Source organism: Saccharopolyspora rosea, assembly GCF_025643595.1.
Classification (GTDB): Bacteria; Actinomycetota; Actinomycetes; order Mycobacteriales; family Pseudonocardiaceae; genus Saccharopolyspora; species Saccharopolyspora rosea.
The window spans coordinates 5,661,667-5,685,184 of the sequence record NZ_CP102826.1; the positions used below are offsets into that span (position 1 = coordinate 5,661,667).

Here is a 23,518-nt window from a genome sequence, read left to right on the forward strand (position 1 = left end):
TTAGGCTGACGTTGTCTGAGATCCCAGACAAGGGGAGGTGGCGGCATGGGCGGCAGCAGCGACGTCCCCGCGTTGCGGCGGGGGCTGGCGGTCCTCGGGGTGCTCGCCGGGCGTGCCGGACCGGTGTCGGCCGGGGTGATCGCCCGCGAGCTCGGACTGCCCCGCTCGACGACGTACCACCTGCTGTCCGAGCTGGTCGCGGCCGGTTTCGTCACGCACCTGCCGGAGGAGCGCCGCTACGGGCTCGGGGTGGCCGCGTTCGAGCTGGGCTCGGCGTACCTGCGGCACGACCCGCTGGAGCGGCTGGCCGGTCCGCTGCTGCGCAGGCTCGTCGACGACGTCGGGCACAACGCGCACCTGGGCGTGCTGCACGGCGGCGAGTCGCTGTACCTGGTCAAGGAACGCCCGTCGCAGCCGCAGACCCTGGTCACCGACGTCGGCGTGCGGCTGCCCGCGCAGCTGACCGCCTCCGGCCGGGCGATGCTGGCGCACCTGCCCGCCGCGCACGTCCGCGCGGTGCTGCCGTCCAGCGAGAAGTTCCTCCGGCGCACCGACCGCGGACCGCGCAACCTGCCGGAGCTGCGCCGCCTGCTCGGCGAGGAACGCCGGCGCGGCTGGGCGGTCGAGGACGGCCTGGTGACGGCCGGGTTCGCCTCGGTGGCGTGCGCGGTCTTCGACCACGGGTCGCGGCCGATCGCGGCCATCAGCGTCACCTTCCGCCACGTCTGCGACCAGCCGTGCGACCGGACGTGGCCGGACCTGGCCGACCAGGTCCGGCGCACGGCGGCCGAACTCACCGCCCGCATCGACGGCCGACCGTGACGCGCGGTCCGGCGGGTCAGCGACCGAGCGAGGCGACGAACTCCTTGGCGAGGTCGGCCGGGTTGGCCTTGTCGGCCTCCAGCCGCCGGTCGAGTTCGGTGAGCCGGTCGGTGGTCAGCGCCCGCGACACCCGGTTGAGCACGGCCACCTGCTGCGGGCTGAGCTGGCCGTCGTGCACCAGCGGGACGACGTTCTGCGCGGGGAACATGTGCTTGGGGTCGGCGAGCTTGACCAGGTGGTGGGCGGGGATGTCCGAGGACGTGGTGAACAGGTTCGCCACCTGGACCTGGCCGCCGGTGAGCGCGTCGACGGTCACGGTCCCCGCCTCGATGCTGCGGATCTCGGCGAACCGGCACCCGTAGTCCTGCGCGATCTTGGCCTCCCACCGGGTCTTCCACTCCGCGGGGGCGCCGAGCACGAACTGGCCGCAGCGCGGCCCGAGGTCGGCCATGGACCGCACGCCGCTCGCCGCGGTCTCGGCGGTGACGGTGAGCACGTCGGAGTCCTCGGCGGGTGCGGGGTCCAGCAGCTTCAGCCCGCGCGGGAGCACCTGTCCCAGCCGGTCGTAGACCTGCCCGCTCTCGGTGGCGGTCGACGACGGGTCGAGGTGCTGGAGCAGGTTCCCGGTGTAGTCCGGGATCACCGCGAGTTCCCCGTCCTGCACCGCCTTGACGTAGAACTCGCGGGCGCCGATGCGCGGCCGGGTCTGGACGTCGGCGCCGGTGGTGCGCAACGCCTCGGCGTAGATCTGCATCAGCAGTTCGCTCTCGGCGAAGTCGGCCGAGCCGACGACCAGGGTGCCGTGCTGGTTCCCGTTGGCCTGCAACGGGTCCTGCGAGCCGCAGCCGGACACCAGCAGCAGGACGAGCGCCGCAGCGCAGCCGAGCAACCGCCTCATCGTTTTCCTCCTCGTCGGCCGGCCAGCACCAGTCCGCGCGGCACGAGCATCCGCGTCGCCGCGGCCAGCACCAGGTCGAGCAGCACGGCCAGCACCGCGATGGCGATCGCGGCCGAGGCCATCTGCGCGTAGTCGCTGATCTTCAACCCGTCCAGCAGGATCCGCCCGAGGCCGCCCAACCCGACGTAGGCGGCGACCGCGGCGGTGGCCACGACCTGCAACATCGCGCTGCGGATCCCGCCGAGCACCAGCGGCAGCGCGGTGGGCAGTTCGACCTGCCACAACCGCTGCCGCGAGGTCATGCCCATGCTTCGCGCCGCGTCCACCGCGTCCGGCGGGGCGTTGCGGACGCCGGAGTAGGCGCCGGACAGGATCGCCGGGACCGCGAGCACCACCAGCCCGGCCAGGGCGGGCGCCTCACCGAGTCCCAGCCCGAGCACCAGCAGCGTCACCAGGCCGAGCGTGGGCAGCGCCCGCATCGCGTTGCCCGCGCCGACCACGAACACCGCCCCGCGCCCGGTGTGTCCGATGTAGACACCGAGCGGGACGGCGAGCAGCGCGGCCACCCCGACCGCGACGACGCAGTAGTACAGGTGCAGCAGCGTCTGCGCGGCGATCCCGTCCGGGCCGACCCAATGCGCCGGATCGGTCAGCCACCCGACCACCTTCCCGATCAGCACGAGCCCACTCCCCTCACCGCGCCGCCCGCGTCCACGGGGTCAGCACCCGCCACAGCGCCACCAGGGCCAGGTCCACCACCAGGGCCAGCAGCAGCGTCAGCGCGATGCCGACGACGATCTGGGCCACGTAGTCGCGCTGGAACCCGTCGGTGAACAACCGGCCCAGACCGCCGATGCCGACCAGCGCTCCGACGCTGACCAGGCTGATGTTGCTGACCGAGGCGACCCGCACGGCCCCCGCCAGCACCGGCACCGCCAGCGGCAGTTCCACGGCCGCGAACCGGTGGCCCGGCCGGTAGCCCATCGCGGTGGCCGCGGCGACGACGTGCCCCGGCACCGACTCCAGCGCGTCGACCACGGGACGCACCAGCAGCGCGGCGGTGTAGAGCGTCAACGCGATCACCACGTTCACCGGCGACAGCAGCGGGGTGCCCAGCAGACCGGGGATGAGCACGAACAGCGCCAGCGACGGGATCGTGTACAGCGCGTTCGCCGCGCCCTGGACCGCGGCCCGCAGCCACCGCACCCGCTGCGCGAGCCGCCCCAGCGGCAGCGCCAGGACGAACCCGAACACCAGCGGCAGCAGCGCCAGGTACGCGTGTTCGGCGAGCTGGCCGAGCACGAGTTCCCGGTTGCTCGGACTGGCGAAGTAGCCGACGAGGTCGTTGATCACGACTGCCCCTCGCGGACCGGGCGCCGGTGGTCCTCGATGACGTCGAGCACGTGCTCGGCGGTCACCACGCCGACGTACCGGCCGTCGGCGTCGACGACGACGCCGAGCCCCGACGGCGCGGACAGCGCCGCGTCCAGCGCGCCGCGCAGCGGTGCGTTCTCGGTGTACAGCGATCCGCCCGCGACGAGCGAGTCCTCGTCGAGCGCGCCGTCGACCACCGCGCCGGGCGCCACCCAGCCGCGCGGTCGGTCCGCGCCGTCCAGCGCGAGCACCCACTCCTCCGCGCGCCCCACTTCCTGTCCGATGTGGACGGTCGGCGCGGGCTGCGGGCGGATGCCGTCGGCGGTGACGAACGACAGCCGCCGGTAGCCGCGGTCCCGGCCGACGAACGAGGTGACGAAGTCGTCGGCGGGTCCGGCCAGCAGGTCGTCGGGCGCGGCGTATTGGGCGAGGTGACCGCCCTGCCGCAGCACCGCGACCTTCTCGCCGAGCCGCACCGCCTCGTCGATGTCGTGGGTGACGAACAGGACCGTCTTGCCCAGCTCGTCCTGCAACCGCAGCAACTCGTCCTGCAGGCCCTCCCGCACCACCGGGTCGACGGCGCTGAACGGCTCGTCCATGAGCAGCACCGGCGGATCGGCCGCCAACGCGCGCGCCACGCCGACGCGCTGCTGCTGACCGCCGGACAGCTGCGCCGGGTACCGGCCGCCCAACTCCTGCGGCAACCCCACCAGTTCCAGCAGTTCGGCGGCCCGCGTCCGGGCCGCGCGCCGCGGCGTGCCGGACAGCACCGGCACCGTCGCCACGTTGTCCAGCACCGTGCGGTGCGGGAACAGCCCGGCCTGCTGGATCACGTAGCCGATGCCGCGCCGCAGCCGGGCCGGGTCGCTGCGCCGCACGTCCGCACCACCGACCAGCACCGTCCCGGAGGTCGGTTCGATCATCCGGTTGACCATGCGCATCAGCGTCGTCTTGCCGCAGCCCGACGGGCCGACCAGCACGGTGATGCTGCCCTCGCGGACCGACAGGCTCAGGTCGTGCACGGCCACGGTGCCGTTGTCGTACTCCTTGCGGACGGACCGGAACTCGATCACCCGAGCCCCCCTCACGCATCGCTGCCCCGGCGTCGACGCACCGGGCCTCCCCCGAACCCGGCCGACCCTAACTCGATCGGCCGACAGCTGCGATCGACCGCAACCGACGCGTGACCTCCCGGGTGCCGGACGACCAGCGCTCTCCCAGCCGCTGGGAAGATCACCGGGGCAGCCCCGCACGCACGCCGTAAGCTGAAGGATCCGATGAACGCGCACTCCCACTCCGCCGAGCTGATCGAAACCGTGCACGCACGGCTCACCGACGCGGGTGTCCTCGCCCGCCGGCTCCGCGAGGTCCTCGCGCTGCTGGCCGAGGGGCCGCACCCGCTCGACGAACTCATCCGGCGCACGGCGGTGCCCCGGCGCACGGTCGAGGACCTGCTCGCCGCCGCGGGCCCGGACGTCACCGCCGACCGGGAAGGCCACCGGCTCGCCCCGCATTCCCGGGACCGCTACCGGGAGCGCTTCGGGCTCGACGAGCTGACCGCGCCCGCGCGGCGGCTGGAGCACCTGGAGCTGCTGCGCGGGTTCGTCGCCGGCGGTCCCGAACCGCGCACCGCGCTGGACCACGTGACGGCGACCCCGGAAACCGTCCTGCACCGCGCCGAGTGGCTGCGGGACAACTACGACATGCCCGGCGCCCGCCTGCTGTGCCTCGGCGACCACGACCTGACGTCGCTGGCCGTCGGCCTGCTGTGCCCGGAGGCGTCGATCACCGTCGTCGACGTCGACGACCGGATCCTGCGGCACATCGACACCGTCGCCGCCGAACACGGCCTGCCGGTGCGCACCCTGCACGCCGACCTGCGGTTCGGGGTGCCGCCCGTGCTGGAGTCGTGGGCCGACGTGGTGTTCACCGACCCGCCGTACACCCCGGAGGGCATCGGGCTGTTCGCCACCCGCGCCGCCGAATGCCTCGCCGGCGCCAACAGCCGGGTGCTCATCGCCTACGGGTTCAGCGCCCGCACCCCCGCGCTCGGCCACAAGGTGCAGCAGGAGCTGCTGCGGCTGGGCATGGTGTTCGAGGCGATCCTGCCGGACTTCCACCGGTACGAGGGAGCGCAGGCGATCGGCAGCGCCAGCGACCTGTACGTCTGCCAGCCCACCGCGCACACCCGCAAGCTGGCGCTGCGGCAGGCGCCGGGCATCTACACCCACGGCCCGCAGTCGGTGGAAGCCCTGGCGGAGTCCGCGCCGCCGGAGTTCCTGCGCGCGATCGGCGACCACCTCGACGTCCCGGTCCCGGCGCTGCACGACCCCGGCTGGTCGCGTCCGGTCCGCGCCGCCCAGGACGTGCCGGTGTACGACCTGCGCGCCGACCCGGGCAGCTGGCTGCTCCGGATGCTGCTGGCGTGCAACGCCTCCCGCGCGGCGTTCCTCGTCGACAACAACCACCCCGACACCACCAGCGAGAACGCCCAGCGCGCCCTGGCGGACCTGCTCGCCGCCAAGTACGCCCTGCGGCTGCACCGCAGCACCCCGGACGCCGAGCACGCGCTCGTCGTCGCCGACGCGGTGCACGCCGCGTCCACGGCCCGCCACCTGCTGGAGCGCGCGCACGGCAAGGTCGGCAACGTCTGGCGCGAGGCGCTCATCGCCGAGTCCGGCGACCGGCTGACCAAGCGCCAGGCGCGGGCCCGCGTCGACGAGCTCGCCCCGCACCCGGACGACCTCGACCTCCGCCTGATCGACCTCCCCCGGCACCGCATCGCGGACCTGCTGCGCGCGGCCGGCTGACGGCGGCCGTCTTCGACCACGCACCGGAGGAGGCGCGCGCACGCCGCTGCTCCGGTGGAGTTCGCAGACGGGCTCCTACACCCCGGGAACGGCGATCGGGCCGCGGGCCAGCAGCGCCCGGAAGTCCCGGGCCGGGATGGCCCGGGAGAACAGCCAGCCCTGGTAGGCGTCCACCCCGACACCGGACAGCACGTGGAACTGGGTGGCGGTCTCCACGCCCTCGGCGACGCACTGGCGGCCCATCGCCCGCGCCATGTCCACCACCGCCCGGGCGACCGCGAAGTCCGAGGCGTCCCCGCCGACGCCGGACACGAACCGCCGGTCGACCTTGATGATCTGGGCGGGCAGGTCCTTCAGCCGCGCCAGCGAGGAATAACCGGTGCCGAAGTCGTCGACGGCGAACCGCACCCCGCGTCCCACCAGGTCGGCCATCTCGTGCCGCTGCCGGGACGGCAGGTCGACCAGCGCGGTCTCCACGAGTTCCAGGATCACCCGGTCCCAGGAGATCCCGCTGTCCGCGACGATGTCGGCGACCGCGTCGACGAAGTCGGGCACCCCCGGCACCAGCCCGGCCAGGTTCACCGCGACCCCCACCGGTTGCCCGCCGCTCACCGGCCACCGCACCGCCTCCCGCAGCGCGGTGCGCAGCACCCAGCGGTCCAGCTCGCGCAGCAGGTCGCCCTGCTCGGCGACCGGCAGGAACGCGTCCGGCCCGAGCAGTCCGCGCTCCGGGTGCGGCCAGCGCACCAGCGCCTCGGCGGTCAGGACCGTCCCGTCCGCGCCCACCACCGGCTGGTAGTACAGCCGGAGCCCGTCGTTGTTCAACGCCTCCCGCAGCTGGCCCTCCAACTGCAACTGGCGGTCCGCGGAGGCCATCAGCGCCGGGCTGGCCAGCGACACCTTGCCGTTGCCGCGGCGTTTGGCCTCGAACATCGCCGCGTCGGCGAAGCGCAGCAGGTCCTCCCCGCCCACGCTGCTGCCGTTGGGCACCGCGGCACCGATCGACGCGGACACCCGGATCAGCTGCCCGTGCACCGGGACGGCGGTGCGCAGCAGCGCCGACACCCGGGTGGCCAGCGAGTCCAGCCCGCCCACCGCGTCGATGTCCGAGCAGATGATCAGGAACTCGTCGCCGGACAACCGGGCGGGCGTGCACCCCTCCGGCAACCCGCCCTCCAGGCGCCGGGCCAACGCGACGAGCAGCTCGTCCCCGGCGTCGTGGCCGAGCGAGTCGTTGACGCGCTTGAAGTTGTCGATGTCGCAGAACAGCACGGCGATCCGGTCCGAGTCGGCCCGCCCGAGCATCCGGCCGAGCAGGTCCTTGACCGCGGCCCGGTTGGGCAGCCCGGTCAGGTCGTCGTGGGTGGCCTGGTAGCGCAGCGCCTCGGCGGCCCGCCGCCGCTCGGTGATGTCCTGGAACACCACCAACCAGAACCGCGTCCCGTCGTCCTGCACCGACGGCGCCACGTGCAGTTCGCAGTAGACCGGCTCGCCGTCCGAGCGCAGCAGCACCCGCTGCGGCACCCGGCCGCGCACCGACACCCGCTCCCCGGGCAGCGGCAGCCCCACGTCCGGCTCGTCGGAGTGCGTGATGTCCCGGACCTCCATGCCGCGCAGCTGCGACAACCGGTAGCCGAGCAGGTCGCACAACGCGTCGTTGGCGTCGACCAGCCGCTCGTGCGGGTCGAACAGCCCGATCCCGACCGGGGTGATGCTGACCAGGTCGGTGAACCGCTGGGTCGTCCGCTCCATCCGGGTCCGCGCGGCCCGCTGCTCGGTGACGTCCTGCACGGTGCCCTGCAACCGCACGATCCGCCCGGACCGGTCGTGCTCGGCGCGCCCGGTGCACAGGTAGACCCGGGTGCCCGTGAGGTCGCGGAGTTCGGCCTCCAGCAGCTCTTCCGGGGCTGTGGCGAGCAGTTTGTCGTAGAACTCTTGCGCCTTGGCCCGGTCTTCCGGGTAGGTCGCCGCGACCAGGGATCCGACGTCGGCGGCGTACTCGGCGTCGGAGCGGCCCAGGAACTCGGCCAGCACGGGGCTGCGGTAGAACTCGCCGGTCTCCGGGTAGTAGGCCCAGCTGCCCACGTGCGCGATCCGCTGCGCCTCGATGAGCAGGCGGCGTTCGTCCTCGGAGCCGCGGCTGGCCGCCGAGAGCGGTTCGGTGGCGGCGACCTCGGAGAGGTCGGCCAGCACGGTGATCCGCAGCCGCTCGTCGTCCGGACAGGACCAGCTCAGCGGCCGCACCGGCACCGGTCCGCCGGGGGTGCGCAGCACCCACGCCGAACCGCGCCGCACCACCAGCTCGGACAGCCGCCGCCCGACCAGCGCAGCGGCGGAGTCGGCGCCGGCCAACCGCACGGCCTGCTCGGTGGCCCGCACGACGCGACCGTCCGAGGCGGTCAGCAGGGCAGGGGCGTCCGGCAGCGGGACCGGTGACCGGGCACGGCCGTCACGGGGCGCCACGTCGAGCACCCGGGACACCCGTCCGGTCCTGTCGCTCCGCTCGGTCAACAGCACCCCTCCTGCGTAGCGGCCGCGTCGCACTGGCACACCAGCTTCGATCCCCCAGCACGCCGCGAGTGACCGGCAACACAGCGAGCTTGCGCGGGTGACCTTACCCGGCTCGTACCGGTGACGACGGCGCGGTTCGGTCGCCAGGTGTGCGTCCTGTCGAGGTGACGACCGCTACACACCATCATGACGCGGTTCGCGGGAGAACCGTTGCCGGGTGCACGCAAAAGGCCGGGGACCCCGTCCCGGTGAGGGGTCCCCGGCCTCGTCGAGCGGTGCCGACCGCGCCTCAGGCCACGCCGTCCTCCTTGGCCGCCTCGGCGACCGCGGCCGTGACCTCGGGGGCCACCCGCGGGTCCAGCGGGCTGGGGACGATGTAGTCGGCGGCGAGGTCGTCGGCGGCGACCGCGGCGATCGCCTCGGCGGCCGCGACCTTCATCCGGTCGGTGATCTTGCGCGCGCCGGCGTCCAGGGCGCCCTTGAAGATGCCCGGGAACGCCAGCACGTTGTTGATCTGGTTGGGGAAGTCGCTGCGTCCGGTGGCGACCACGGCCGCGTGCCGACCGGCGACGTCCGGGTGGATCTCGGGGTCGGGGTTGGACAGCGCGAACACGACGGAGTCGGCGGCCATCGTGGCCACCAGCTCCTCGGGGATCTGCCCCGCGGACACGCCGACGAGCACGTCGGCCCCGCGCAGCGCGTCCGCGATGCCGCCGGAGACGTCGCGTGGGTTGGTGAACCCGAGCAGTTCCCGCTTGATCGGGGTGAGCCCGTCGCGGCCGGAGTGGATGACGCCGCGCGAGTCGAGCACGACGATCTCCCCGACCCCGGCGGTGTGCAGGATCTTCGCGCACGCCACCCCGGCGGCACCGGCACCGGAGATCACCACGCGCAGACCGGACAGCTCGCGGCCGATGACCTTGCAGGCGTTGCGCAGCGCGGCGAGCACCACGACGGCGGTCCCGTGCTGGTCGTCGTGCATCACCGGGCAGTCCAGGGCCTCGATGAGCCGCCGCTCCAGCTCGAAGCAGCGCGGCGCGGCGATGTCCTCCAGGTTCACCGCGCCGAACGACGGCCGCAGCCGGACCAGCGTCTCCACGATCTCGTCGACGTCGGTGGTGTCCAGCACCAGCGGGATCGAGTTCAGCCCGGCGAAGGACTTGAACAGCGCCGACTTGCCCTCCATCACCGGCAACGAGGCGCGCGGGCCGATGTCGCCCAGCCCGAGCACCGCGGTGCCGTCGCTGACCACGGCGACCAGCTGCTGGGTCCAGGTGTAGCGGTCGGCCAGCGTCACGTCGCTGGCGATGGCCCGGCTGACCTGCGCGACTCCGGGCGTGTAGGCGATCGACAGGTCCCGCGGAGTGGCCAGCTGCGACGTCACGCCGACGGCGAGCTTGCCGCCCTCGTGCGCCGCGAAGATCTCCTCGTTGGTCAAGTCGGCACCGTTCGCGGTGCTGTCGTTCACGGTGGTCACGGCGTCCCTCCTGTAGCCATGCCTGCGGCCCGGGGCACGTCCCCGGGCCGGGCGGTCGGGCGGCACTGCGCCGCCCGTGCGACGCCGCCGGGCCCCGGGCGGTACCGATGGGCGGCGGCATCTTCGAATGACCGAGGCTCGCCGCCTTGGTGCGGGCGGCGGGCTCGGCGGACGCTGCGGTCAGGACAGTGTGCCAGGTACCCCGATCACTGTCTGCGACAGGGATCACATCCCACCAGGAGCTTCAACATTTTGTCAGCTGCGCTCTGTAGTACGCGCGTTATGTGAAGCGCATCGGTGCTGTTCCCGCCCCCGAGGGCCGGTGCAGCCCGGTCCCATAGGCTCTCGCCCGTGCAGGTACGTCGACTTGAGATCACCGGGGCGTTCGAGTTCACCCCGAAGTCGTTCCCGGACCACCGCGGGCTGTTCGTCGCCCCGTTCCAGGGCGAGGTGTTCGCCGAGGCGACCGGGCACCCGCTGCAGGTCGCCCAGACCAACCACAGCGTCTCGGCCCGCAACGTCATCCGGGGTGTGCACTTCGCCGACGTCCCGCCCGGCCAGGCCAAGTACGTCTACTGCCCGCGCGGCGCGCTGCTCGACGTCGTCGTCGACCTGCGGACCGGCTCGCCCACCTTCGGCCGGTGGGAGGCCGTCCGCCTGGACTCCACCGAGTTCCGCGCCGTCTACATCGCCGAAGGGCTCGGACACGCGTTCGCCGCGCTCACCGACGACACGGTGATGTCCTACCTGTGCTCGACGCCGTACAACCCGGCCGCCGAACACGGCATCGACCCCCTGGACCCGGAGCTGGCCCTGCCCTGGGACGAACTCGACGGCGAACCGGTCCTGTCCGAAAAGGACCGCGACGCCCCCTCCCTCGCCGAGGCCCGCGCCCAGGGCCTGCTGCCCGACCACGAGAGCTGCCTGGCCCACTACGAACGCCTCCGCCGGACTCCGTGATCGCTCCGCTCGGTTCAGCGCACCCGTCCGGGACGCGGCCAGAACCGCCAGCGGACCACGCCGAGCACCTCGGCGGGCCCGAGTTCGCGCGAGTCGGTCGAGCCGCGCGCGTTGTCGCCCTCGACGTGCCAGCCCGCGCCGTCGCGGCGCACCGCGCGCTTCACCGAGAGCTGCCCGGGCCGGTGCGCCCAGCGGACCAGGACGACGTCGCCGGGCCGCGGGCGGCCGCGCGCCCGCACCAGCACCACGTCGCGGTCCCGCAGAGTGGGAACCATCGACGGTCCGCGCACCAGGACGCGTCGCCACGGCCAGCGTCCGAGGGAGTGCACAGCCACCTCCGTGAATGTTTCGCGATCCGCGTGGTCCACCTCAACTAGGCCGCCGCGGATCTTCGGGAGTAGGGTCGGCGCTGTCGGAGCACTCACTGTCAGGGAGGAATCATGCGGCTACTGTCGCGAATCCTCAGCCCCCGCCTGGAGGCGACCGCGCACTGCGACCTTCCGTGCGGCGTGTACGACCCGGCGCAGGCGCGGATCGAGGCTGAGTCGGTCAAGGCGATCCAGGAGAAGTACCAGTCCAACGAGGACCCGGAGTTCCGCACCCGCGCGATCATCATCGCCGAGCAGCGCTCCGAGCTCGTCAAGCACCACCTGTGGGTGCTGTGGACCGACTACTTCAAGCCGCCGCACTTCGAGAAGTACCCGCAGCTGCACGAGCTTTTCAACAAGGCCACCAAGGCCGCGGGTGCGACCGGCACGAAGGGTTCCATGGACCCCAAGTCCGGCCAGCAGCTGCTGGAGTACATCGCCGAGATCGACAAGATCTTCTGGGAGACCAAGCAGGGCTGAGGCCACGCACCGATCAGGACGCCGACCAGCGAACCCGTTTCGCCGGTCGGCGTCCTTTTTCGCTGCGCGCCATCGCCGCGGCCGCATCCCCGCAGCGGTCCACTTCGGTCTGGTCCGGCGGGGTGGCCGTGGAACGAAACGGCTTCGTCGAAGGTGAATTGCGGCCCCCGCCGAGTCCCGCGAACTTCTGACCGCGCGGTTTCGAACCCGACGGCGCGGTGACCTCGACGGCGCGCGGTTACGCTCGGATCCGTGACACCCGACGAGCACCGGGTCTACGTGCTGCGGCACGCGACCACGGAGTGGTCCAGCAGCGGTCGGCACACCAGCCGGACCGACATCCCGCTCACCGCCGAAGGCGAGCTGCGCGCCCGCCAGGCCGGGCAGACCCTGACCGCGCTGCGCCCCGCCGGTCCGGTGCTCGTGCTGGCGAGCCCGCGGCGCCGCGCCCGGCGCACCGCCGAGCTCGCGGGGCTGCCCGACGTCGCCGTCGAACCGCTGCTCGCCGAGTGGGACTACGGCGAGTACGAGGGCATGACGACCGAGCAGATCCGCGACAGCGTCCCGGACTGGACGGTGTGGACGCACCCGTGCCCGGGCGGCGAGTCGGCGTCGGAGGTCGCGGCACGGGCGGACAAGCTCCTGGACCGGGTGCGCGAGGCCGCTTCGGACGTGGTGCTCGTCGGGCACGGCCACTTCAGCCGCGCCCTGATCGCCCGCTGGCTGGGGCTACCCGTGACAGCCGGGGTGCATTTCGCGCTGGACCCGGCGGGAATCGCGGTGCTCGGCCACGAACGCGGCGCACCGCAGGTGGTGCGGTCCAACATGCCGCCGTGGCAGCAGGGCTGAAAATCGCTTGCCACCGGGCCGTTCGGCCGACTATGCACTGTGCCGTTCCCGAACGCCGTGGAGGTCGTCGATGATCCGCCGGGTGACCGAGGCCGATGTGCCCGCCGTGGTCGAGCTCGTGCACGCCCTGGCCCGCTACGAGAAGGCACCGGAGCAGTGCCACCTCACCGAGCGGCAGCTGCGCGAGGCGCTGTTCGGCGAGTCGCCCGCGCTGTTCGGCCACGTGGCCGAAGTGGACGGCGAGGTCGTCGGCTTCAGCCTGTGGTTCCTGAACTTCTCCACGTGGGAGGGTGTGCACGGCATCTACCTGGAGGACCTGTTCGTCCGCCCGGAGCACCGCGGTTCGGGTCTGGGCAAGGCGCTGTTGCAGGAGCTGGCCGGCGAGTGCGCGCGGCGCGGTTACGCGCGCCTGGAGTGGTCGGTGCTGGACTGGAACGAGCCGTCGATCAACTTCTACAAGGCGGCGGGCGCGGTGCCGATGGACGGGTGGACCACCTTCCGGCTCACCGGATCCGCCCTGCGCGACTTCGCGGGCTGATCAGCGCGGGTCGGAATCGGCGTCCGGGGCGGTACCCGCCTCCAGCGACCACTGCCTGCCCCGCTTGTTGAACATGAAGTACAGCACCGCGATCGACGGCACGGCGATGACGAGTCCGATCAGCGGGCGCCCGGACGGGCCGATCGCCCACCACGCGGTCCCCAGCAGCAGGAGCTGCAGCAGCAGCGCGGGCGTGCGGGCCCAGTGCTTCCCCTTCCACAGGCCGATGCCCGCCGCGAGCACGCCGGCGACCAGCAGCGCGTAGTACCCGGCTTCGCCGAAGGTCTGCGTGCGGTCGAGGGTCCCCACCCCGCCGTGGTCGGTCGTGGTGCCGCGGACGACGAGCGCCACCACGAAGATCAGGCCCGCGACGGCTTGCAAGGTGGTCAGGACCCCTGCGATGCGCACGGTGCGCGGGGCGGCTTCGGTGGACACGGCGCGATCGCCCTTCCGGAACGGTTCGTGGTGACTCTGCGTGTGCACCGTTGATGGTAATACCGCCCGAACGCCGCATGGCTGAGACGGCGCCCACGGTCCATGATCAGCCCCATGGCTGGTGCGGCGGTCGTGGTTCTCGGGGTTCCCACGCCTTCCGCCGTGCGTCCGGTCACCGTCGGCGGTCCGGTTCCGGGTGCGTTCCGGGGTTGCGCACCCGCGAGGCACCGACGGCAGGCGGCAGTCCTCGGCGAGGCGCACCCGTCACCGGTGTCTCAGCCCGCCGTCCCCGCCGTGCCGGACGGCACCCGCCCGATCACCACGGTGTCCACCGCGGAAGGAGGCCGTGCGGACAACTGAAGCGCCGTTGACGGCACGACGTGAGCGTTCGCATAGGCTGCGGGCGTGCGCGCCGTTCTCGTCGTCAACCCGCAGGCGACGTCCACCACCGCGGCCGGCCGTGACGTGCTGGCGCACGCGTTGGCCAGCGAGCTGAAGCTGGACGTCGTGCAGACCCGCTACTGGGGTCACGCCGCCGATGCCGCGCGGAGCGCCGTGCTCGACGGCGCCGACCTGCTCATCGCGCACGGCGGCGACGGCACGGTGAACGAAGTGGTCAACGGCATGTTCACGGCCACCGCACCGGGCGACCGGGAGATGCCGACGCTGGCCGTGGTGCCGGGCGGTTCGGCGAACGTCTTCGCGCGCGCCCTGGGCATGCCGCGCGATCCCGTGGAGGCCACCCACCGGCTGCTGCGCGCGGTGTCCGAAGGCCGTCGGCGGTGGGTCGGACTGGGCCGGGCCGACGACCGCTGGTTCACCTTCAACGCGGGCGTGGGCTGGGACGCCGACGTCGTCGCCGAGGTCGAGCGGCAGCGCTCCGACGGCCGCGAGGTCACCCCCGCTCTCTACGCGCGCACCGCGCTGGCCTGCTATTTCCGCATGGCCCGGCGGCAGCCGCTGATCAGCCTGCAGGTCGGTGACGAACCCCCGGTGGACGGCCTGCACAGCGCGTTCGTGGCCAACACCGACCCGTGGACCTACCTGGGCTCCCGCCCGGTGCGGATGAACCCGGACACCGACTTCGACACCGGCCTGGGCGTCTTCGCGCTCCGCAGCATGAATCTTTACTCTGTGTTACGACATGTAGCGGAGATGCTGCGCGGTAGAGCGAAACCACACGGAAGAAACTCGATTAGGCGTGCGGACGAGGGGTATCTCCGCGTAACCTGTCAGGAGCCGTTGCGCCTGCAGGTCGACGGTGACTGCCTGGGCGAGCGCTCGGACGTCGAGTTCATCTCAGTCCCGAACGCCGTCCGCGTCGCCGTATAACCTTCTCGTAACGGATGAGTGTAGTCGTCGGCACGCGGCCCCCGTCCGCGGCCTGCGACGCAGCGAAACCCCTGGTCAAGCTCTGTCGATCTTTTAGGTGAGTTCCCTCACCGTCGGAGATCGAACTCTTGACATTGCGGCAGTTCGTGAAAGCATTCACAAGCACACGGACTCCGTGAAAGCATTCACAAACACCCCGAACGAACTACCGGCGCGCGTGGGCGCGCCTAGCGAGGAGCAAGGAACGATGGACTGGCGCCACCGTGCGGTTTGCCGTGACGAGGACCCGGAACTGTTCTTCCCCGTCGGGAACAGCGGGCCCGCGCTGCTGCAGATCGCCGAGGCGAAAGCCGTTTGCCGCCGTTGTCCGGTCGCGTCCGAGTGCCTGGCGTGGGCACTGGAGACCGGCCAGGACGCGGGCGTCTGGGGCGGCATGAGCGAGGACGAGCGGCGTGCGCTCAAGCGGCGCAACTCCCGCACCCGGGCCCGTACCAGCGCCTGAGCCGCACATCTCGCTGAAGACGCAGTGGGTCGGTCACCCCGGTGGCGTTGACCGACCCGGCGTTTTCCGCCCCGGCGAAGCAAACGCGTTCGCCCCCGAGAAAACCGACCAACCCCCAACCTGAACCAGGCCGGTCGACGGCGTCGATGTCGATCCCCGCCGGACCCCCGCCCGCTCCTGCGGTGCGGCTCGGCGGACCGACTGGACCGGCCACCGCGCACCACCCCCGCAACGGGTGCGCCACATGGGATCGACGCCCCGCGCGGGCTCCGGCTCAGCGGCGGTACTTCAGCGGCACCCGCAACACCGCCTCGGTACCGCTCTCCCGGCCGCGACCGCGCAAGCTCAACGACCCTCGGAGCTCGGATTCCACGAGGGTCCGCACGATCTGCAGGCCGAGGCGTTCGGCGCGTTCGAGGGAGAAGCCCTTCGGCAGGCCGCGACCGTCATCGGAGATGACGACGTCCAGCCAACGCGCCGAACGCTCCGCCTGCACGACGACCTCTCCGCCCTGGCCTTCCGGGAATGCGTGCTCGAAGGCGTTCTGCACCAGTTCGGTGAGCACCATCACCAGCGGTGTGGCCAACTCCGCCGACACCACCCCGAACCGGCCCTCGCGGCGGACCTTCACCCCGGTCTCGGCGACCGCCACGTCGCTCATCATCGGAATGACCCGGTCCACGACGTCGTCGAGGTCGACCCGTTCGTCGACCGACATCGACAGCGTCTCGTGCACCAGCGCGATCGAGGTGACCCGCCGGACCGATTCGTCGAGCGCCTGCCGGGCCTCGTTGTTGCCGGTTCGCCGCGCCTGCAGCCGCAGCAGTGCCGCGACGGTCTGCAGGTTGTTCTTCACCCGGTGGTGGATCTCGCGGATCGTCGCGTCCTTCGACAGCAGCGCGCGGTCCCGTCGCTTGACCTCGGTGACGTCGCGCACCAGCACCAGCGCGCCGGCCGCCTGCCCGCGGGGTTCCAGCGGCAGCGCCCGGAACAGCACCGTCGCGCCCCGGGCCTCGGCCTCGATGCGCATGCTCGGTTGCCCGCTCAGGGCGCGCCGGATGCGCTGGGCGACCTCGTCGGCGTCGAAGGGGTCGGTGAGCAGCGATCGGGTCAGCGGCGCCAGCTGGGCGCCGACCAGGTCGGCCGCGTGCCCCATGCGGTGGTAGGCCGACAGCGCGTTCGGGCTCGCGAAGACGACCGTGCCCGAGCTGTCCAGCCGAATCAGACCGTCCCCGACGCGGGGGCTGGTGTGCACGTCCGGCGCCGGTTCGGCGGTCGGGAAGGTGCCGTCGGCGACCATCTGGCACAGGTCGGCGGCGCTGCCCAGGTAGGAGATCTCCAGCGGGCTCGGCACCCGCGGCACCGCCAGGTTGGTGTCCCGGCTGAGCACCGCGACGACCTCGTCGCCCAGCCGGACTGGGATGGTCTCGCGGCGGACCGGCACTCCGAGGTGCCAGCGCGGGTCCTCTTCGCGGCAGATCCGGCCCTCCAGGGCGGCTCGCCGCAGTTGCGGGTGCTCGTCCTGGGTGACCTCGGTGCTCACCACGTCCTCCGGGTGCGCGGTGGGCGCGGTGGTCGGGCGGGCCTGCGCGACGCACAGGAAGCGGTTCTCCGGTGCGTCCTGCGGGCCGGTCGGCACCCACAGCAGGAAGTCGGCGAACGACAGGTCGGACAACAGCTGCCACTCGGCGACCACGAGCTGCAGGTGGTCGGCGGCGGCGCCGGACAACCCGGTGTGCTCGGCGAGCAGATCACTCAGCGTGGACAAGGTCCACCTCTCGGCTCATTCGACGACCGCGATCAGGTCGCCTTCCCTGGCCACGTCACCAGCCCTGACGGCCACCGTGCTGACCCGGCCGGTCAGCTCGGTGAGCACGGGGATCTCCACCTTCATGGACTCCAGCACCACCGGGGAGTCCCCGTCGGAGACCGAGTCGCCGGCTGCGACGGACACCGGCATCACGTTGGCGACCATCTCGGCGCGGACCTCCTCGGCCATCGCTTCCCTTCCCTTCGCGGCCCAGCGGGCCCCAGACAAGGAAACCACGAGCCGTACCACCCCACGGCAGCAGGTCACGGCCATGTCAGACTGGACGGTGGAAATGCCCAGCCCGCCCGGGCGATCGCCGCCGCGATGCCCGCGGTCGACGGGCTGGTCGAGCAAAGCCACCCGACCCAGCGAGGGAGTAGGCCATGGGGAAGCGGGCCCGCAAGAAGAAGGACCGGCGCAAGAACAAGGCCAACCACGGCAAGCGCCCCGGCGCGTGAGCCGGGGGCGGCGATCGGCCGCCTGCTGTGCGAAGAGGGCCCCGGACCGCTCGGTCCGGGGCCCTCTTCGCGTGCGCGGCTTCAGTCCGCTGCCGTCCGGCGGGTGCGCACCTCCACCGAGGTCCCCTCGGGACCGCGTTCCACGGTGACCTCGGCGTTGCGCAGCACCGCCTCGCGGATCGACGTCCGAAGCCGCTCCTTCAGCTCCGCGGGGGCGTGCTCACCGCTGCACTTGCGGTGCAGCAGCGCCTTGATGTGCTCCTCGATGCCGTAGTGCTCCAGGCAGCTCCCGCATTCGTCGAGGTGGCGCCGCAACGTCGCTCGCCGTTCGGGGTCGCACTCGTTGTCCAGGAACAGCCACACCTCGGCGAGCACGTCCTCGCAGGAGGCTTCGTGCGGTTCGCCGCAGCTCATGAAGTGCTCACCTCCCGCTGGTTCTCTCGCAAGAAGCCACGATCACGGGCCACGTCGGTGAGCATCTCACGCAGCTGCCTGCGACCCCGGTGCAGCCGCGACATCACGGTGCCGATCGGCGTTCCCATGATCTCGGCGATCTCCTTGTAGGCGAAGCCTTCCACGTCCGCGAGGTAGACGACCATGCGGAATTCCTCGGCCAACTGCTGCAGCGCGTTCTTGACGTCGGTGTCCGGCAGCCGGTCGAGCGCCTCCACCTCGGCCGAGCGCAGCCCGGTGGAGGTGTGGTTCTCCGCTTGGGCGAGCTGCCAGTCGGCGATCTCGTCGGTGGGCTGCTGCTGGGGCTGGCGCTGCCGCTTGCGGTACCCGTTGATGTAGGTGTTGGTGAGGATCCGGTACAGCCACGCCTTGAGGTTCGTGCCCTGCTTGAACGTCCGGAACGCGGAGAACGCCCGCAGGTAGGTCTCCTGCACGAGGTCCTCGGCGTCCTGCGCGTTGCGGGTCATCCGCAGCGCGGCGCCGTAGAGCTGGTCCAGCAACGGCATCGCGTCCCGCTCGAAGCGCAGCGCCCGCTGTTCGTCGGTCTCCTCGGGCTGCTGGTCGTCGGTTGACTGGTCGATGTCGCTGGGCTGCCCGGTGATGTCCGGGCGCCCGTTCGTGTCCGGCTCGGGGGTGCTAGGCACCAGGCTCCTTTCCCGCCGCCCCGGCGAGGCGACAGTCGGCGACGAACCCATGCCGTCCAGCGCATGGCTCGGGTCCGAGGATACCCGCGCGCACCGCCTGTCACCCGTTGGTGAAAGCCGCGCCCCCGGGCGTTCCAGTACGCAAGTGTTCGTCGAATCCCTCAGCACGCCCGGTGCAACGCCGTCCTCCGCACGCGGTATTCCCTTTCCTAGAGTGACGGCCATGGCAGGCAAGGGAACTCCCGCGACCGCGCTGCTGAGCAAACGCGGCATCCCGCACCGGATCCACTCCTACGACCACGACCCGCGCTCGGAGTCCTACGGCCTCGAAGCCGCCGAGGCGCTCGGCCAGCCGCCGGAACGCGTGTTCAAGACCCTCGTCGCCGACGTCGACGGCAAGCTCGCCGTCGGTGTCGTGCCGGTCACCGGCCAGCTCGACCTGAAGTCGCTCGCGGCCGCGTGCGGTGGGAAGAAGGCCAGGATGGCCGACCTCACCGAGGCAGAACGCGCCACCGGGTACGTGGCCGGGGGCATCTCGCCGGTCGGGCAGAAGAAGCGCCTGCCGGTCGTCATCGACTCCTCGGCCACCGGATTCGACACGATCTACTGCAGCGCCGGGCGGCGCGGCCTGGAGATCGAGCTCGCGCCCGACGACCTCGTCCGGTTGCTGGGCGCGCGGGTCGCCGCCATCTCGGCGTGACGGTGATGAAGGGAACCTTCCTCCCACATGTGACAGGGAGGTTCCCTTCATCGCTCCCCGTCGGCCGTGATGAAGGGAACCCCTCTCGCACCACGTGACAGGAAGGTTCCCTTCATCGCCTCCGTCGCCGGGCTGTGGTGCGGTCCGGGCAGAATGCGACCGATCGGTGCACCGGAGTTCGAAGGGACTGTGTGATGGGTGACATGGAGCGGGCCGCGCAGGCGCTGCGCACCGGGGCGACGTTGCCGCCGGAGGCGTCGCCGGTGCTCGCCGACCTGTTGGAGTCGCACCACACCGTCGCCGTGGGCAAGCACCCGCCGAAGGGCTGGTTGATGGTCGACATGGCCGCCATCGACATGGCGCGCGCGATCACCGGTGAGCGCACCGATCCGCAGCGGGACCGGGGCAACGCCATCGAGGCGCTGCGCGGCGGCGCGCCGGTGCCGGCGGAGGCGTCGGCGCGGCTGGCGGAGCTGCTCGACGAGCACCGGCGGCTCGAACCGAGTTCGGAGACGCCGCAGGAGTGGCTGGCCGTGCGGGACACCGCGGGACGGGTGGCGCAGGCGGTGATCGACGGCATGCACTAGGCGCGGAGCCGGTGCGGCTCAGTCGAGGAGCCGAAGGATCCGGCCGAGCCATTCCTGCGCGGCGCGGAAGACCGCGTCCACACCGGCCTTCAGGGAGTGGTCGCCGGGCACCAGGACCACCTCGCGGTTGTGCGAGGGCTCGGGTTGGCCGAAGGCGTCGCGCTCCCCTTGGACCACGAGGACCGGTGCCTCGACGCCGTCGAGCTCGGCGAGCCGCGACTTCTCCGGCTTGCCCGGCGGGTGCAGCGGGAACGCCAGGCACAGCACGGCCGCCGCAGCTCCCGCGTCCGCGGTGCGGCAGGCGACGCGGGCACCCGAGGAGCGTCCGCCGAAGATCAGCGGTAGTTCGGGGAACCAGCGTTCACCGAGGTCGTCGACGACGGACAGCCAGGCGGCGTCGAGCTGGTTGGCGGGCGCGGGCGCCCGGCGCCCGGCCACCCGGTAGGGCTGTTCGACCAGGGCGACGTGCACTCCGGCTTGGGTCGCAGCGCGCGTCACCGCCACCAGGTCGGGCGCTGCGATGCCGCCGCCCGCGCCGTGCCCGAGCAGCAGGGCCGCGCGGCCTTCTTCGGCGCAGTGCAGCTCGGCCCGAGCGGGGCCGTGCGGGGTGTCGACCTCGACCCTGGTCATGACTCGAACAGCGCGACTTGCTCGGCCGGTTCGGGTGCCGGTTCCACCCGGTCCAACAGTTCCGGACGGTTGTTGCGCATGCTGTTCACCTCGGAGGAGACGGGGCGGATCTCCAGCTCGGCCAGCGCCCGGTCGCTCGGCTTGAGCAGCTCGGTGATCTCGGTGCGCTGCGGGTCCAGCCAGTCGGCCCAGCGGTCCTCGGACAGCACCAGCGGCATGCGGTGGTGGATGTCGGCGAACTCACCGACGGCGTCGGTGGTGACCACGGCGCAGCTGACCAGCGGCGGGTCGGTCGGGTTCGGCGGCCACCAGGCGGTGAACACCGCCGCCATCGCCAGGCTGGCGCCGTCGCCGCGGGTGCACAGGTAGGGCTGGCGACGCCGGTCGCCCGGCTGCCACTCGTACCAGCCGGTCGCGGGCACCAGGCAGCGGCGGCGGGCCGCCGACTCGGCGTAGACCGGCTTGCTGGTGATCGTCTCCGCCCGCGCGTTGATCATCGGTGGTCCGCTGCCCACCTCCTTGGCCCAGGGCGGCACGAAACCCCAGCGCACCGGCCGCACGCTGCGCTCGGCGCCGCGCTGCACGACGATCGGCACCGTCTTGGTCGGCGTCACGTTGAAGTCGGGTTCCACCGAGCCGTCCGTGCGGTCGACGGCGTCGAACTCCTCGGCCAGCGCCGCCGGGTCCTGCCGGACCGCGTAGCGACCACACATCAGCACTCACCCCGGCTCGCCTGCGTCACGGTCCAAACCTACCGCCCGCGGTCCGGTGTCGGGTGACACGCGTTCGACCAGCTCGGCGCCGTTGTTGCGGACGTTGTTGACCTTGCTCGACACCGGGCGGATCTCCAGCGCGTCGACGATGTCCGGTGCGGGGGGACCGAGCAGGTCGGTGACATCGCGGCGGTCGGGGTCGAGCCAGTCGGGCCAGGCCGCGCGGTCGATGAGCATCGGCATCCGGTCGTGGACGTCGGTGAGCGGGCCGACGGCGTCGGTGGTCAGCACCGAGCAGGTCACCAACGGTGCGGCCTCGGCGGTGCGCGGGTCGCGCCAGGTGGCGTAGATCCCGGCCAGGGCGAGGCTGGAGCCGTCCGGCGAGGTCATGAAGAACGGCTGCTTGCGGTCGCCTTCGCGCTTCCACTCGTACCAGCCGTCGGCGGGCAGCAGGCAGCGGTGGTACCGCACCGCGTTGCGGAACGCGGGCTTGGTGGTCACCGTCTCGGCCTTGGCGTTGATCATCCGGTTGCCGACGGACGGGTCCTTGGCCCAGTGCGGGACCAGACCCCACCGCATGACGCGGATGCTGCGCTCGGTGCGCTCCCGGTCGGGCTCGCCTGCCTCGTCGCGGGGGTGCCGTTGCACGACGACCAGCACGTTCTTGGTCGGAGCGACGTTGAAGTCGGCTCCCGGCGCGGCTCCTCCGGTGGCGTCGAGGGCGGCGAACTCCGCGGCGAGCTTGCCGGGGTCCTTGGTGGAGGCGTACCTGCCGCACATGCCTCGGTCACCTCCTGCTTCGGGGTGTGCACGACATCGTCGCAGGCCGGGGGACCGCGAGCGACCCCGTGGCCGGTTCGCACCGCGCGAGTGCGGGATCATTGCGGTATGACCCAGCTCTGGCCCGCTCCCACCGCGTCCGGCCCGGTGCGCGCGACCGTCACCGTGCCCGGCTCGAAGTCGATCACCAACCGGGCGCTGGTGCTCGCCGCGCTCGCCGACGGACCGTCCACGCTGCGCGCGCCGCTGCGCAGCCGCGACACCGAACTGATGGCCGCCTCGCTGCGCGCCCTGGGCGTGTCGGTGCAGGTCGACCCGACCGGGGACTGGCTGGTGACCCCGGCTCCGCTGCGCGGTCCGGCGGAGATCGACTGCGGACTGGCCGGAACCGTGATGCGGTTCGTCCCGCCGCTGGCGGCACTGGCCGACGGGCGGGTCGACTTCGACGGCGACCCCCGGGCCCGGGAGAGGCCGCTCGACGCGGTGCTGGACGCGCTGCGAGCGCTGGGCGCGGACATCGACGGGACCGCGCTGCCGTTCCGGATCCGGGGCGCGGGCAAGCTGGCGGGCGGCCGGGTGACCATCGACGCCTCGGCGTCGTCGCAGTTCGTCTCGGGACTGCTGCTCTCGGCAGCGCGGTTCGAGCAGGGCGTGACGGTCGTGCACGAGGGCGAGCCGGTGCCGTCCCTGCCGCACATCGAGATGACCGTGGCGATGCTGCGGGACGCGGGGGTCGTCGTCGAGGACGACGAACCGGACACGTGGCGGGTGGAACCGGGTCCGATCCGGGCGCTGGACCTGGAGATCGAACCGGACCTGTCCAACGCGACACCGTTCCTGGCAGCCGCGGCCGTCACCGGCGGTGAAGTCACGATCCCCGGTTGGCCGGCGCGGACGACCCAGGCAGGGGACGCGATCAGGGACATCCTCACCGAGATGGGCGCCGAGGTGCGCCGGGAACCCACCGGTCTGACGGTCACCGGTCCGGGGGTGCTTCGGGCGGTGGACATCGACCTGCACGACGTCGGGGAGCTGACGCCGACCGTCACCGCGCTGGCCGCGTTCGCCGACGGCCCGTCCCGGCTGCGCGGCGTCGCGCACCTGCGCGGGCACGAGACCGACCGGCTCGCCGCCCTGCAACGCGAGCTCAACGGTCTCGGCGGGGCGGTCGAGCAGACCGACGACGGGCTGATCATCCGGCCCCGGCCGTTGACCGGTGGCGAGTGGCACTCCTACGCCGACCACCGGATGGCGACCGCGGGCGCCATCCTGGGACTGCGGGTGCCGGAGGTGGCGGTGGAGGACATCGCCACCACGTCGAAGACGATCCCCGACTTCCCCGGGATGTGGGCGGCGATGCTGGAGCAGGCGTGATCGGCCGGGTGGT

At 72.3% G+C, this 23,518-nt stretch carries 27 protein-coding genes; 12 read left to right on the plus strand and 15 right to left on the minus strand.

What is annotated here, in order from left to right:
* Positions 1–45: 45 nt before the first annotated feature.
* A complete protein-coding gene (locus NV263_RS26240; protein ID WP_263249313.1) occupies positions 46–822 on the plus strand; it encodes an IclR family transcriptional regulator in 777 nt (258 codons plus the stop codon).
* A 16-nt stretch (positions 823–838) separates the two neighbouring features.
* Here the strand turns inward: NV263_RS26240 and NV263_RS26245 are convergent, their stop codons facing one another.
* Genes NV263_RS26245 through NV263_RS26260 form a run of 4 tightly spaced genes read right to left on the minus strand, consistent with a single transcriptional unit; the run spans position 839 to position 4,167 of the window.
* A complete protein-coding gene (locus NV263_RS26245; protein ID WP_263249314.1) occupies positions 839–1,720 on the minus strand; it encodes an ABC transporter substrate-binding protein in 882 nt (293 codons plus the stop codon).
* The gene (locus NV263_RS26250; RefSeq protein WP_263254373.1) at positions 1,717–2,397 is read right to left on the minus strand and encodes an ABC transporter permease; all 681 of its coding nucleotides are present in this window, start codon (positions 2,395–2,397) and stop codon (positions 1,717–1,719) included. Before NV263_RS26250 ends, NV263_RS26245 begins: the two co-directional genes overlap by 4 nt.
* Positions 2,398–2,413: 16 nt before the next feature.
* Positions 2,414–3,070, minus strand: a complete 657-nt coding sequence (locus NV263_RS26255; RefSeq protein WP_380760057.1) for an ABC transporter permease — start codon at positions 3,068–3,070, stop codon at positions 2,414–2,416.
* On the minus strand, positions 3,070–4,167 hold the full coding sequence (locus NV263_RS26260) for an ABC transporter ATP-binding protein (protein WP_263249316.1): 1,098 nt from the start codon (positions 4,165–4,167) through the stop codon (positions 3,070–3,072). The genes NV263_RS26255 and NV263_RS26260 overlap by 1 nt, the downstream gene beginning before the upstream one ends.
* Positions 4,168–4,371: 204 nt before the next feature.
* Between NV263_RS26260 and NV263_RS26265 the strand changes: the two genes are divergently transcribed.
* Positions 4,372–5,904 carry a bis-aminopropyl spermidine synthase family protein gene (locus NV263_RS26265; RefSeq protein WP_263249317.1) on the plus strand — a complete coding sequence of 511 codons (1,533 nt, stop codon included), beginning with the start codon at positions 4,372–4,374 and terminating at the stop codon, positions 5,902–5,904.
* Positions 5,905–5,979: 75 nt separating this feature from the next.
* Here the strand turns inward: NV263_RS26265 and NV263_RS26270 are convergent, their stop codons facing one another.
* On the minus strand, positions 5,980–8,421 hold the full coding sequence (locus NV263_RS26270) for a putative bifunctional diguanylate cyclase/phosphodiesterase (RefSeq protein WP_263249318.1): 2,442 nt from the start codon (positions 8,419–8,421) through the stop codon (positions 5,980–5,982).
* A 283-nt stretch (positions 8,422–8,704) separates the two neighbouring features.
* Complete coding sequence (locus NV263_RS26275; RefSeq protein WP_263249320.1) at positions 8,705–9,892, minus strand: NAD(P)-dependent malic enzyme; 1,188 nt, start codon at positions 9,890–9,892, stop codon at positions 8,705–8,707.
* Between the two features lie 351 nt (positions 9,893–10,243).
* Between NV263_RS26275 and NV263_RS26280 the strand changes: the two genes are divergently transcribed.
* Positions 10,244–10,852 (plus strand): dTDP-4-dehydrorhamnose 3,5-epimerase family protein, encoded by a 609-nt coding sequence (locus NV263_RS26280; protein ID WP_263249321.1) that lies wholly within the window; start codon positions 10,244–10,246, stop codon positions 10,850–10,852.
* A 14-nt stretch (positions 10,853–10,866) separates the two neighbouring features.
* On the opposite strand, the gene NV263_RS26285 is transcribed toward NV263_RS26280, so the two are convergent.
* Entirely contained in the window at positions 10,867–11,181 is a 315-nt protein-coding gene (locus NV263_RS26285; protein WP_263254374.1) for a S26 family signal peptidase, read from the minus strand.
* Positions 11,182–11,292: 111 nt separating this feature from the next.
* On the opposite strand from NV263_RS26285, the gene sodN reads away from it, so the two are divergent.
* The 3 genes from sodN to NV263_RS26300 all read left to right on the plus strand — a co-directional run bounded on the left by sodN (position 11,293) and on the right by NV263_RS26300 (position 13,087).
* Positions 11,293–11,700, plus strand: a complete 408-nt coding sequence (gene sodN, locus NV263_RS26290; protein ID WP_263249322.1) for a superoxide dismutase, Ni — start codon at positions 11,293–11,295, stop codon at positions 11,698–11,700.
* Between the two features lie 252 nt (positions 11,701–11,952).
* Positions 11,953–12,549 carry an acid phosphatase gene (locus NV263_RS26295; protein ID WP_263249323.1) on the plus strand — a complete coding sequence of 199 codons (597 nt, stop codon included), beginning with the start codon at positions 11,953–11,955 and terminating at the stop codon, positions 12,547–12,549.
* A gap of 70 nt (positions 12,550–12,619) precedes the next feature.
* The gene (locus NV263_RS26300; protein ID WP_263249325.1) at positions 12,620–13,087 is read left to right on the plus strand and encodes a GNAT family N-acetyltransferase; all 468 of its coding nucleotides are present in this window, start codon (positions 12,620–12,622) and stop codon (positions 13,085–13,087) included.
* Here the strand turns inward: NV263_RS26300 and NV263_RS26305 are convergent, their stop codons facing one another.
* Positions 13,088–13,570 carry a hypothetical protein gene (locus tag NV263_RS26305; RefSeq protein WP_263249326.1) on the minus strand — a complete coding sequence of 161 codons (483 nt, stop codon included), beginning with the start codon at positions 13,568–13,570 and terminating at the stop codon, positions 13,088–13,090.
* A gap of 357 nt (positions 13,571–13,927) precedes the next feature.
* Between NV263_RS26305 and NV263_RS26310 the strand changes: the two genes are divergently transcribed.
* Both NV263_RS26310 and NV263_RS26315 read left to right on the plus strand, forming a co-directional pair.
* On the plus strand, positions 13,928–14,854 hold the full coding sequence (locus tag NV263_RS26310; protein WP_263249328.1) for a diacylglycerol/lipid kinase family protein: 927 nt from the start codon (positions 13,928–13,930) through the stop codon (positions 14,852–14,854).
* Between the two features lie 247 nt (positions 14,855–15,101).
* The gene (locus tag NV263_RS26315; protein WP_263249329.1) at positions 15,102–15,356 is read left to right on the plus strand and encodes a WhiB family transcriptional regulator; all 255 of its coding nucleotides are present in this window, start codon (positions 15,102–15,104) and stop codon (positions 15,354–15,356) included.
* A gap of 274 nt (positions 15,357–15,630) precedes the next feature.
* Here the strand turns inward: NV263_RS26315 and NV263_RS26320 are convergent, their stop codons facing one another.
* Both NV263_RS26320 and NV263_RS26325 read right to left on the minus strand, forming a co-directional pair.
* A complete protein-coding gene (locus NV263_RS26320; RefSeq protein ID WP_263249330.1) occupies positions 15,631–17,124 on the minus strand; it encodes a PAS domain-containing sensor histidine kinase in 1,494 nt (497 codons plus the stop codon).
* Positions 17,125–17,139: 15 nt separating this feature from the next.
* Positions 17,140–17,355 carry a biotin/lipoyl-binding carrier protein gene (locus NV263_RS26325; RefSeq protein WP_263249331.1) on the minus strand — a complete coding sequence of 72 codons (216 nt, stop codon included), beginning with the start codon at positions 17,353–17,355 and terminating at the stop codon, positions 17,140–17,142.
* Positions 17,356–17,549: 194 nt separating this feature from the next.
* Between NV263_RS26325 and NV263_RS30760 the strand changes: the two genes are divergently transcribed.
* Positions 17,550–17,624 (plus strand): 50S ribosomal protein bL37, encoded by a 75-nt coding sequence (locus NV263_RS30760; RefSeq protein WP_380760052.1) that lies wholly within the window; start codon positions 17,550–17,552, stop codon positions 17,622–17,624.
* 81 nt (positions 17,625–17,705) lie between these two features.
* Here NV263_RS30760 and rsrA read toward each other — a convergent pair whose 3' ends face one another.
* Both rsrA and NV263_RS26335 read right to left on the minus strand, forming a co-directional pair.
* Complete coding sequence (rsrA, locus tag NV263_RS26330; RefSeq protein WP_263249332.1) at positions 17,706–18,038, minus strand: mycothiol system anti-sigma-R factor; 333 nt, start codon at positions 18,036–18,038, stop codon at positions 17,706–17,708.
* On the minus strand, positions 18,035–18,721 hold the full coding sequence (locus tag NV263_RS26335) for a sigma-70 family RNA polymerase sigma factor (RefSeq protein ID WP_317630370.1): 687 nt from the start codon (positions 18,719–18,721) through the stop codon (positions 18,035–18,037). The genes rsrA and NV263_RS26335 overlap by 4 nt, the downstream gene beginning before the upstream one ends.
* 223 nt (positions 18,722–18,944) lie before the next feature.
* On the opposite strand from NV263_RS26335, the gene ybaK reads away from it, so the two are divergent.
* Together ybaK and NV263_RS26345 are read left to right on the plus strand one after the other, a co-directional pair.
* Complete coding sequence (ybaK, locus tag NV263_RS26340; RefSeq protein ID WP_263249333.1) at positions 18,945–19,421, plus strand: Cys-tRNA(Pro) deacylase; 477 nt, start codon at positions 18,945–18,947, stop codon at positions 19,419–19,421.
* Positions 19,422–19,615: 194 nt separating this feature from the next.
* Positions 19,616–20,008 (plus strand): hypothetical protein, encoded by a 393-nt coding sequence (locus NV263_RS26345; protein WP_263249334.1) that lies wholly within the window; start codon positions 19,616–19,618, stop codon positions 20,006–20,008.
* A gap of 18 nt (positions 20,009–20,026) precedes the next feature.
* Here NV263_RS26345 and NV263_RS26350 read toward each other — a convergent pair whose 3' ends face one another.
* Genes NV263_RS26350 through NV263_RS26360 form a run of 3 tightly spaced genes read right to left on the minus strand, consistent with a single transcriptional unit; the run spans position 20,027 to position 22,131 of the window.
* Positions 20,027–20,638 carry an alpha/beta hydrolase family protein gene (locus NV263_RS26350; protein ID WP_263249335.1) on the minus strand — a complete coding sequence of 204 codons (612 nt, stop codon included), beginning with the start codon at positions 20,636–20,638 and terminating at the stop codon, positions 20,027–20,029.
* Positions 20,635–21,351, minus strand: coding sequence for an SOS response-associated peptidase (locus NV263_RS26355; RefSeq protein ID WP_263249337.1), 717 nt, complete (start codon positions 21,349–21,351; stop codon positions 20,635–20,637). Before NV263_RS26355 ends, NV263_RS26350 begins: the two co-directional genes overlap by 4 nt.
* 6 nt (positions 21,352–21,357) lie before the next feature.
* Positions 21,358–22,131, minus strand: a complete 774-nt coding sequence (locus NV263_RS26360; protein ID WP_263249338.1) for an SOS response-associated peptidase — start codon at positions 22,129–22,131, stop codon at positions 21,358–21,360.
* Positions 22,132–22,239: 108 nt separating this feature from the next.
* On the opposite strand from NV263_RS26360, the gene aroA reads away from it, so the two are divergent.
* Positions 22,240–23,505 (plus strand): 3-phosphoshikimate 1-carboxyvinyltransferase, encoded by a 1,266-nt coding sequence (gene aroA, locus NV263_RS26365; protein WP_263249340.1) that lies wholly within the window; start codon positions 22,240–22,242, stop codon positions 23,503–23,505.
* The last annotated feature ends 13 nt before the right edge of the window (positions 23,506–23,518 follow it).

What these genes read in the sequence shown, in the direction of transcription:
- NV263_RS26240 (WP_263249313.1), top strand. Translation starts at nt 46, where the DNA reads ATGGGCGGCAGCAGCGACGTCCCCGCGTTGCGGCGGGGGCTGGCGGTC.
- NV263_RS26245 (WP_263249314.1), bottom strand. Translation starts at nt 1,720, where the DNA reads ATGAGGCGGTTGCTCGGCTGCGCTGCGGCGCTCGTCCTGCTGCTGGTG.
- NV263_RS26265 (WP_263249317.1), top strand. Translation starts at nt 4,372, where the DNA reads ATGAACGCGCACTCCCACTCCGCCGAGCTGATCGAAACCGTGCACGCA.
- sodN (WP_263249322.1), top strand. Translation starts at nt 11,293, where the DNA reads ATGCGGCTACTGTCGCGAATCCTCAGCCCCCGCCTGGAGGCGACCGCG.
- NV263_RS26300 (WP_263249325.1), top strand. Translation starts at nt 12,620, where the DNA reads ATGATCCGCCGGGTGACCGAGGCCGATGTGCCCGCCGTGGTCGAGCTC.
- NV263_RS26315 (WP_263249329.1), top strand. Translation starts at nt 15,102, where the DNA reads ATGGACTGGCGCCACCGTGCGGTTTGCCGTGACGAGGACCCGGAACTG.
- NV263_RS26325 (WP_263249331.1), bottom strand. Translation starts at nt 17,355, where the DNA reads ATGGCCGAGGAGGTCCGCGCCGAGATGGTCGCCAACGTGATGCCGGTG.
- rsrA (WP_263249332.1), bottom strand. Translation starts at nt 18,038, where the DNA reads ATGAGCTGCGGCGAACCGCACGAAGCCTCCTGCGAGGACGTGCTCGCC.
- ybaK (WP_263249333.1), top strand. Translation starts at nt 18,945, where the DNA reads ATGGCAGGCAAGGGAACTCCCGCGACCGCGCTGCTGAGCAAACGCGGC.
- NV263_RS26345 (WP_263249334.1), top strand. Translation starts at nt 19,616, where the DNA reads ATGGGTGACATGGAGCGGGCCGCGCAGGCGCTGCGCACCGGGGCGACG.
- NV263_RS26350 (WP_263249335.1), bottom strand. Translation starts at nt 20,638, where the DNA reads ATGACCAGGGTCGAGGTCGACACCCCGCACGGCCCCGCTCGGGCCGAG.
- NV263_RS26355 (WP_263249337.1), bottom strand. Translation starts at nt 21,351, where the DNA reads ATGTGTGGTCGCTACGCGGTCCGGCAGGACCCGGCGGCGCTGGCCGAG.
- NV263_RS26360 (WP_263249338.1), bottom strand. Translation starts at nt 22,131, where the DNA reads ATGTGCGGCAGGTACGCCTCCACCAAGGACCCCGGCAAGCTCGCCGCG.
- aroA (WP_263249340.1), top strand. Translation starts at nt 22,240, where the DNA reads ATGACCCAGCTCTGGCCCGCTCCCACCGCGTCCGGCCCGGTGCGCGCG.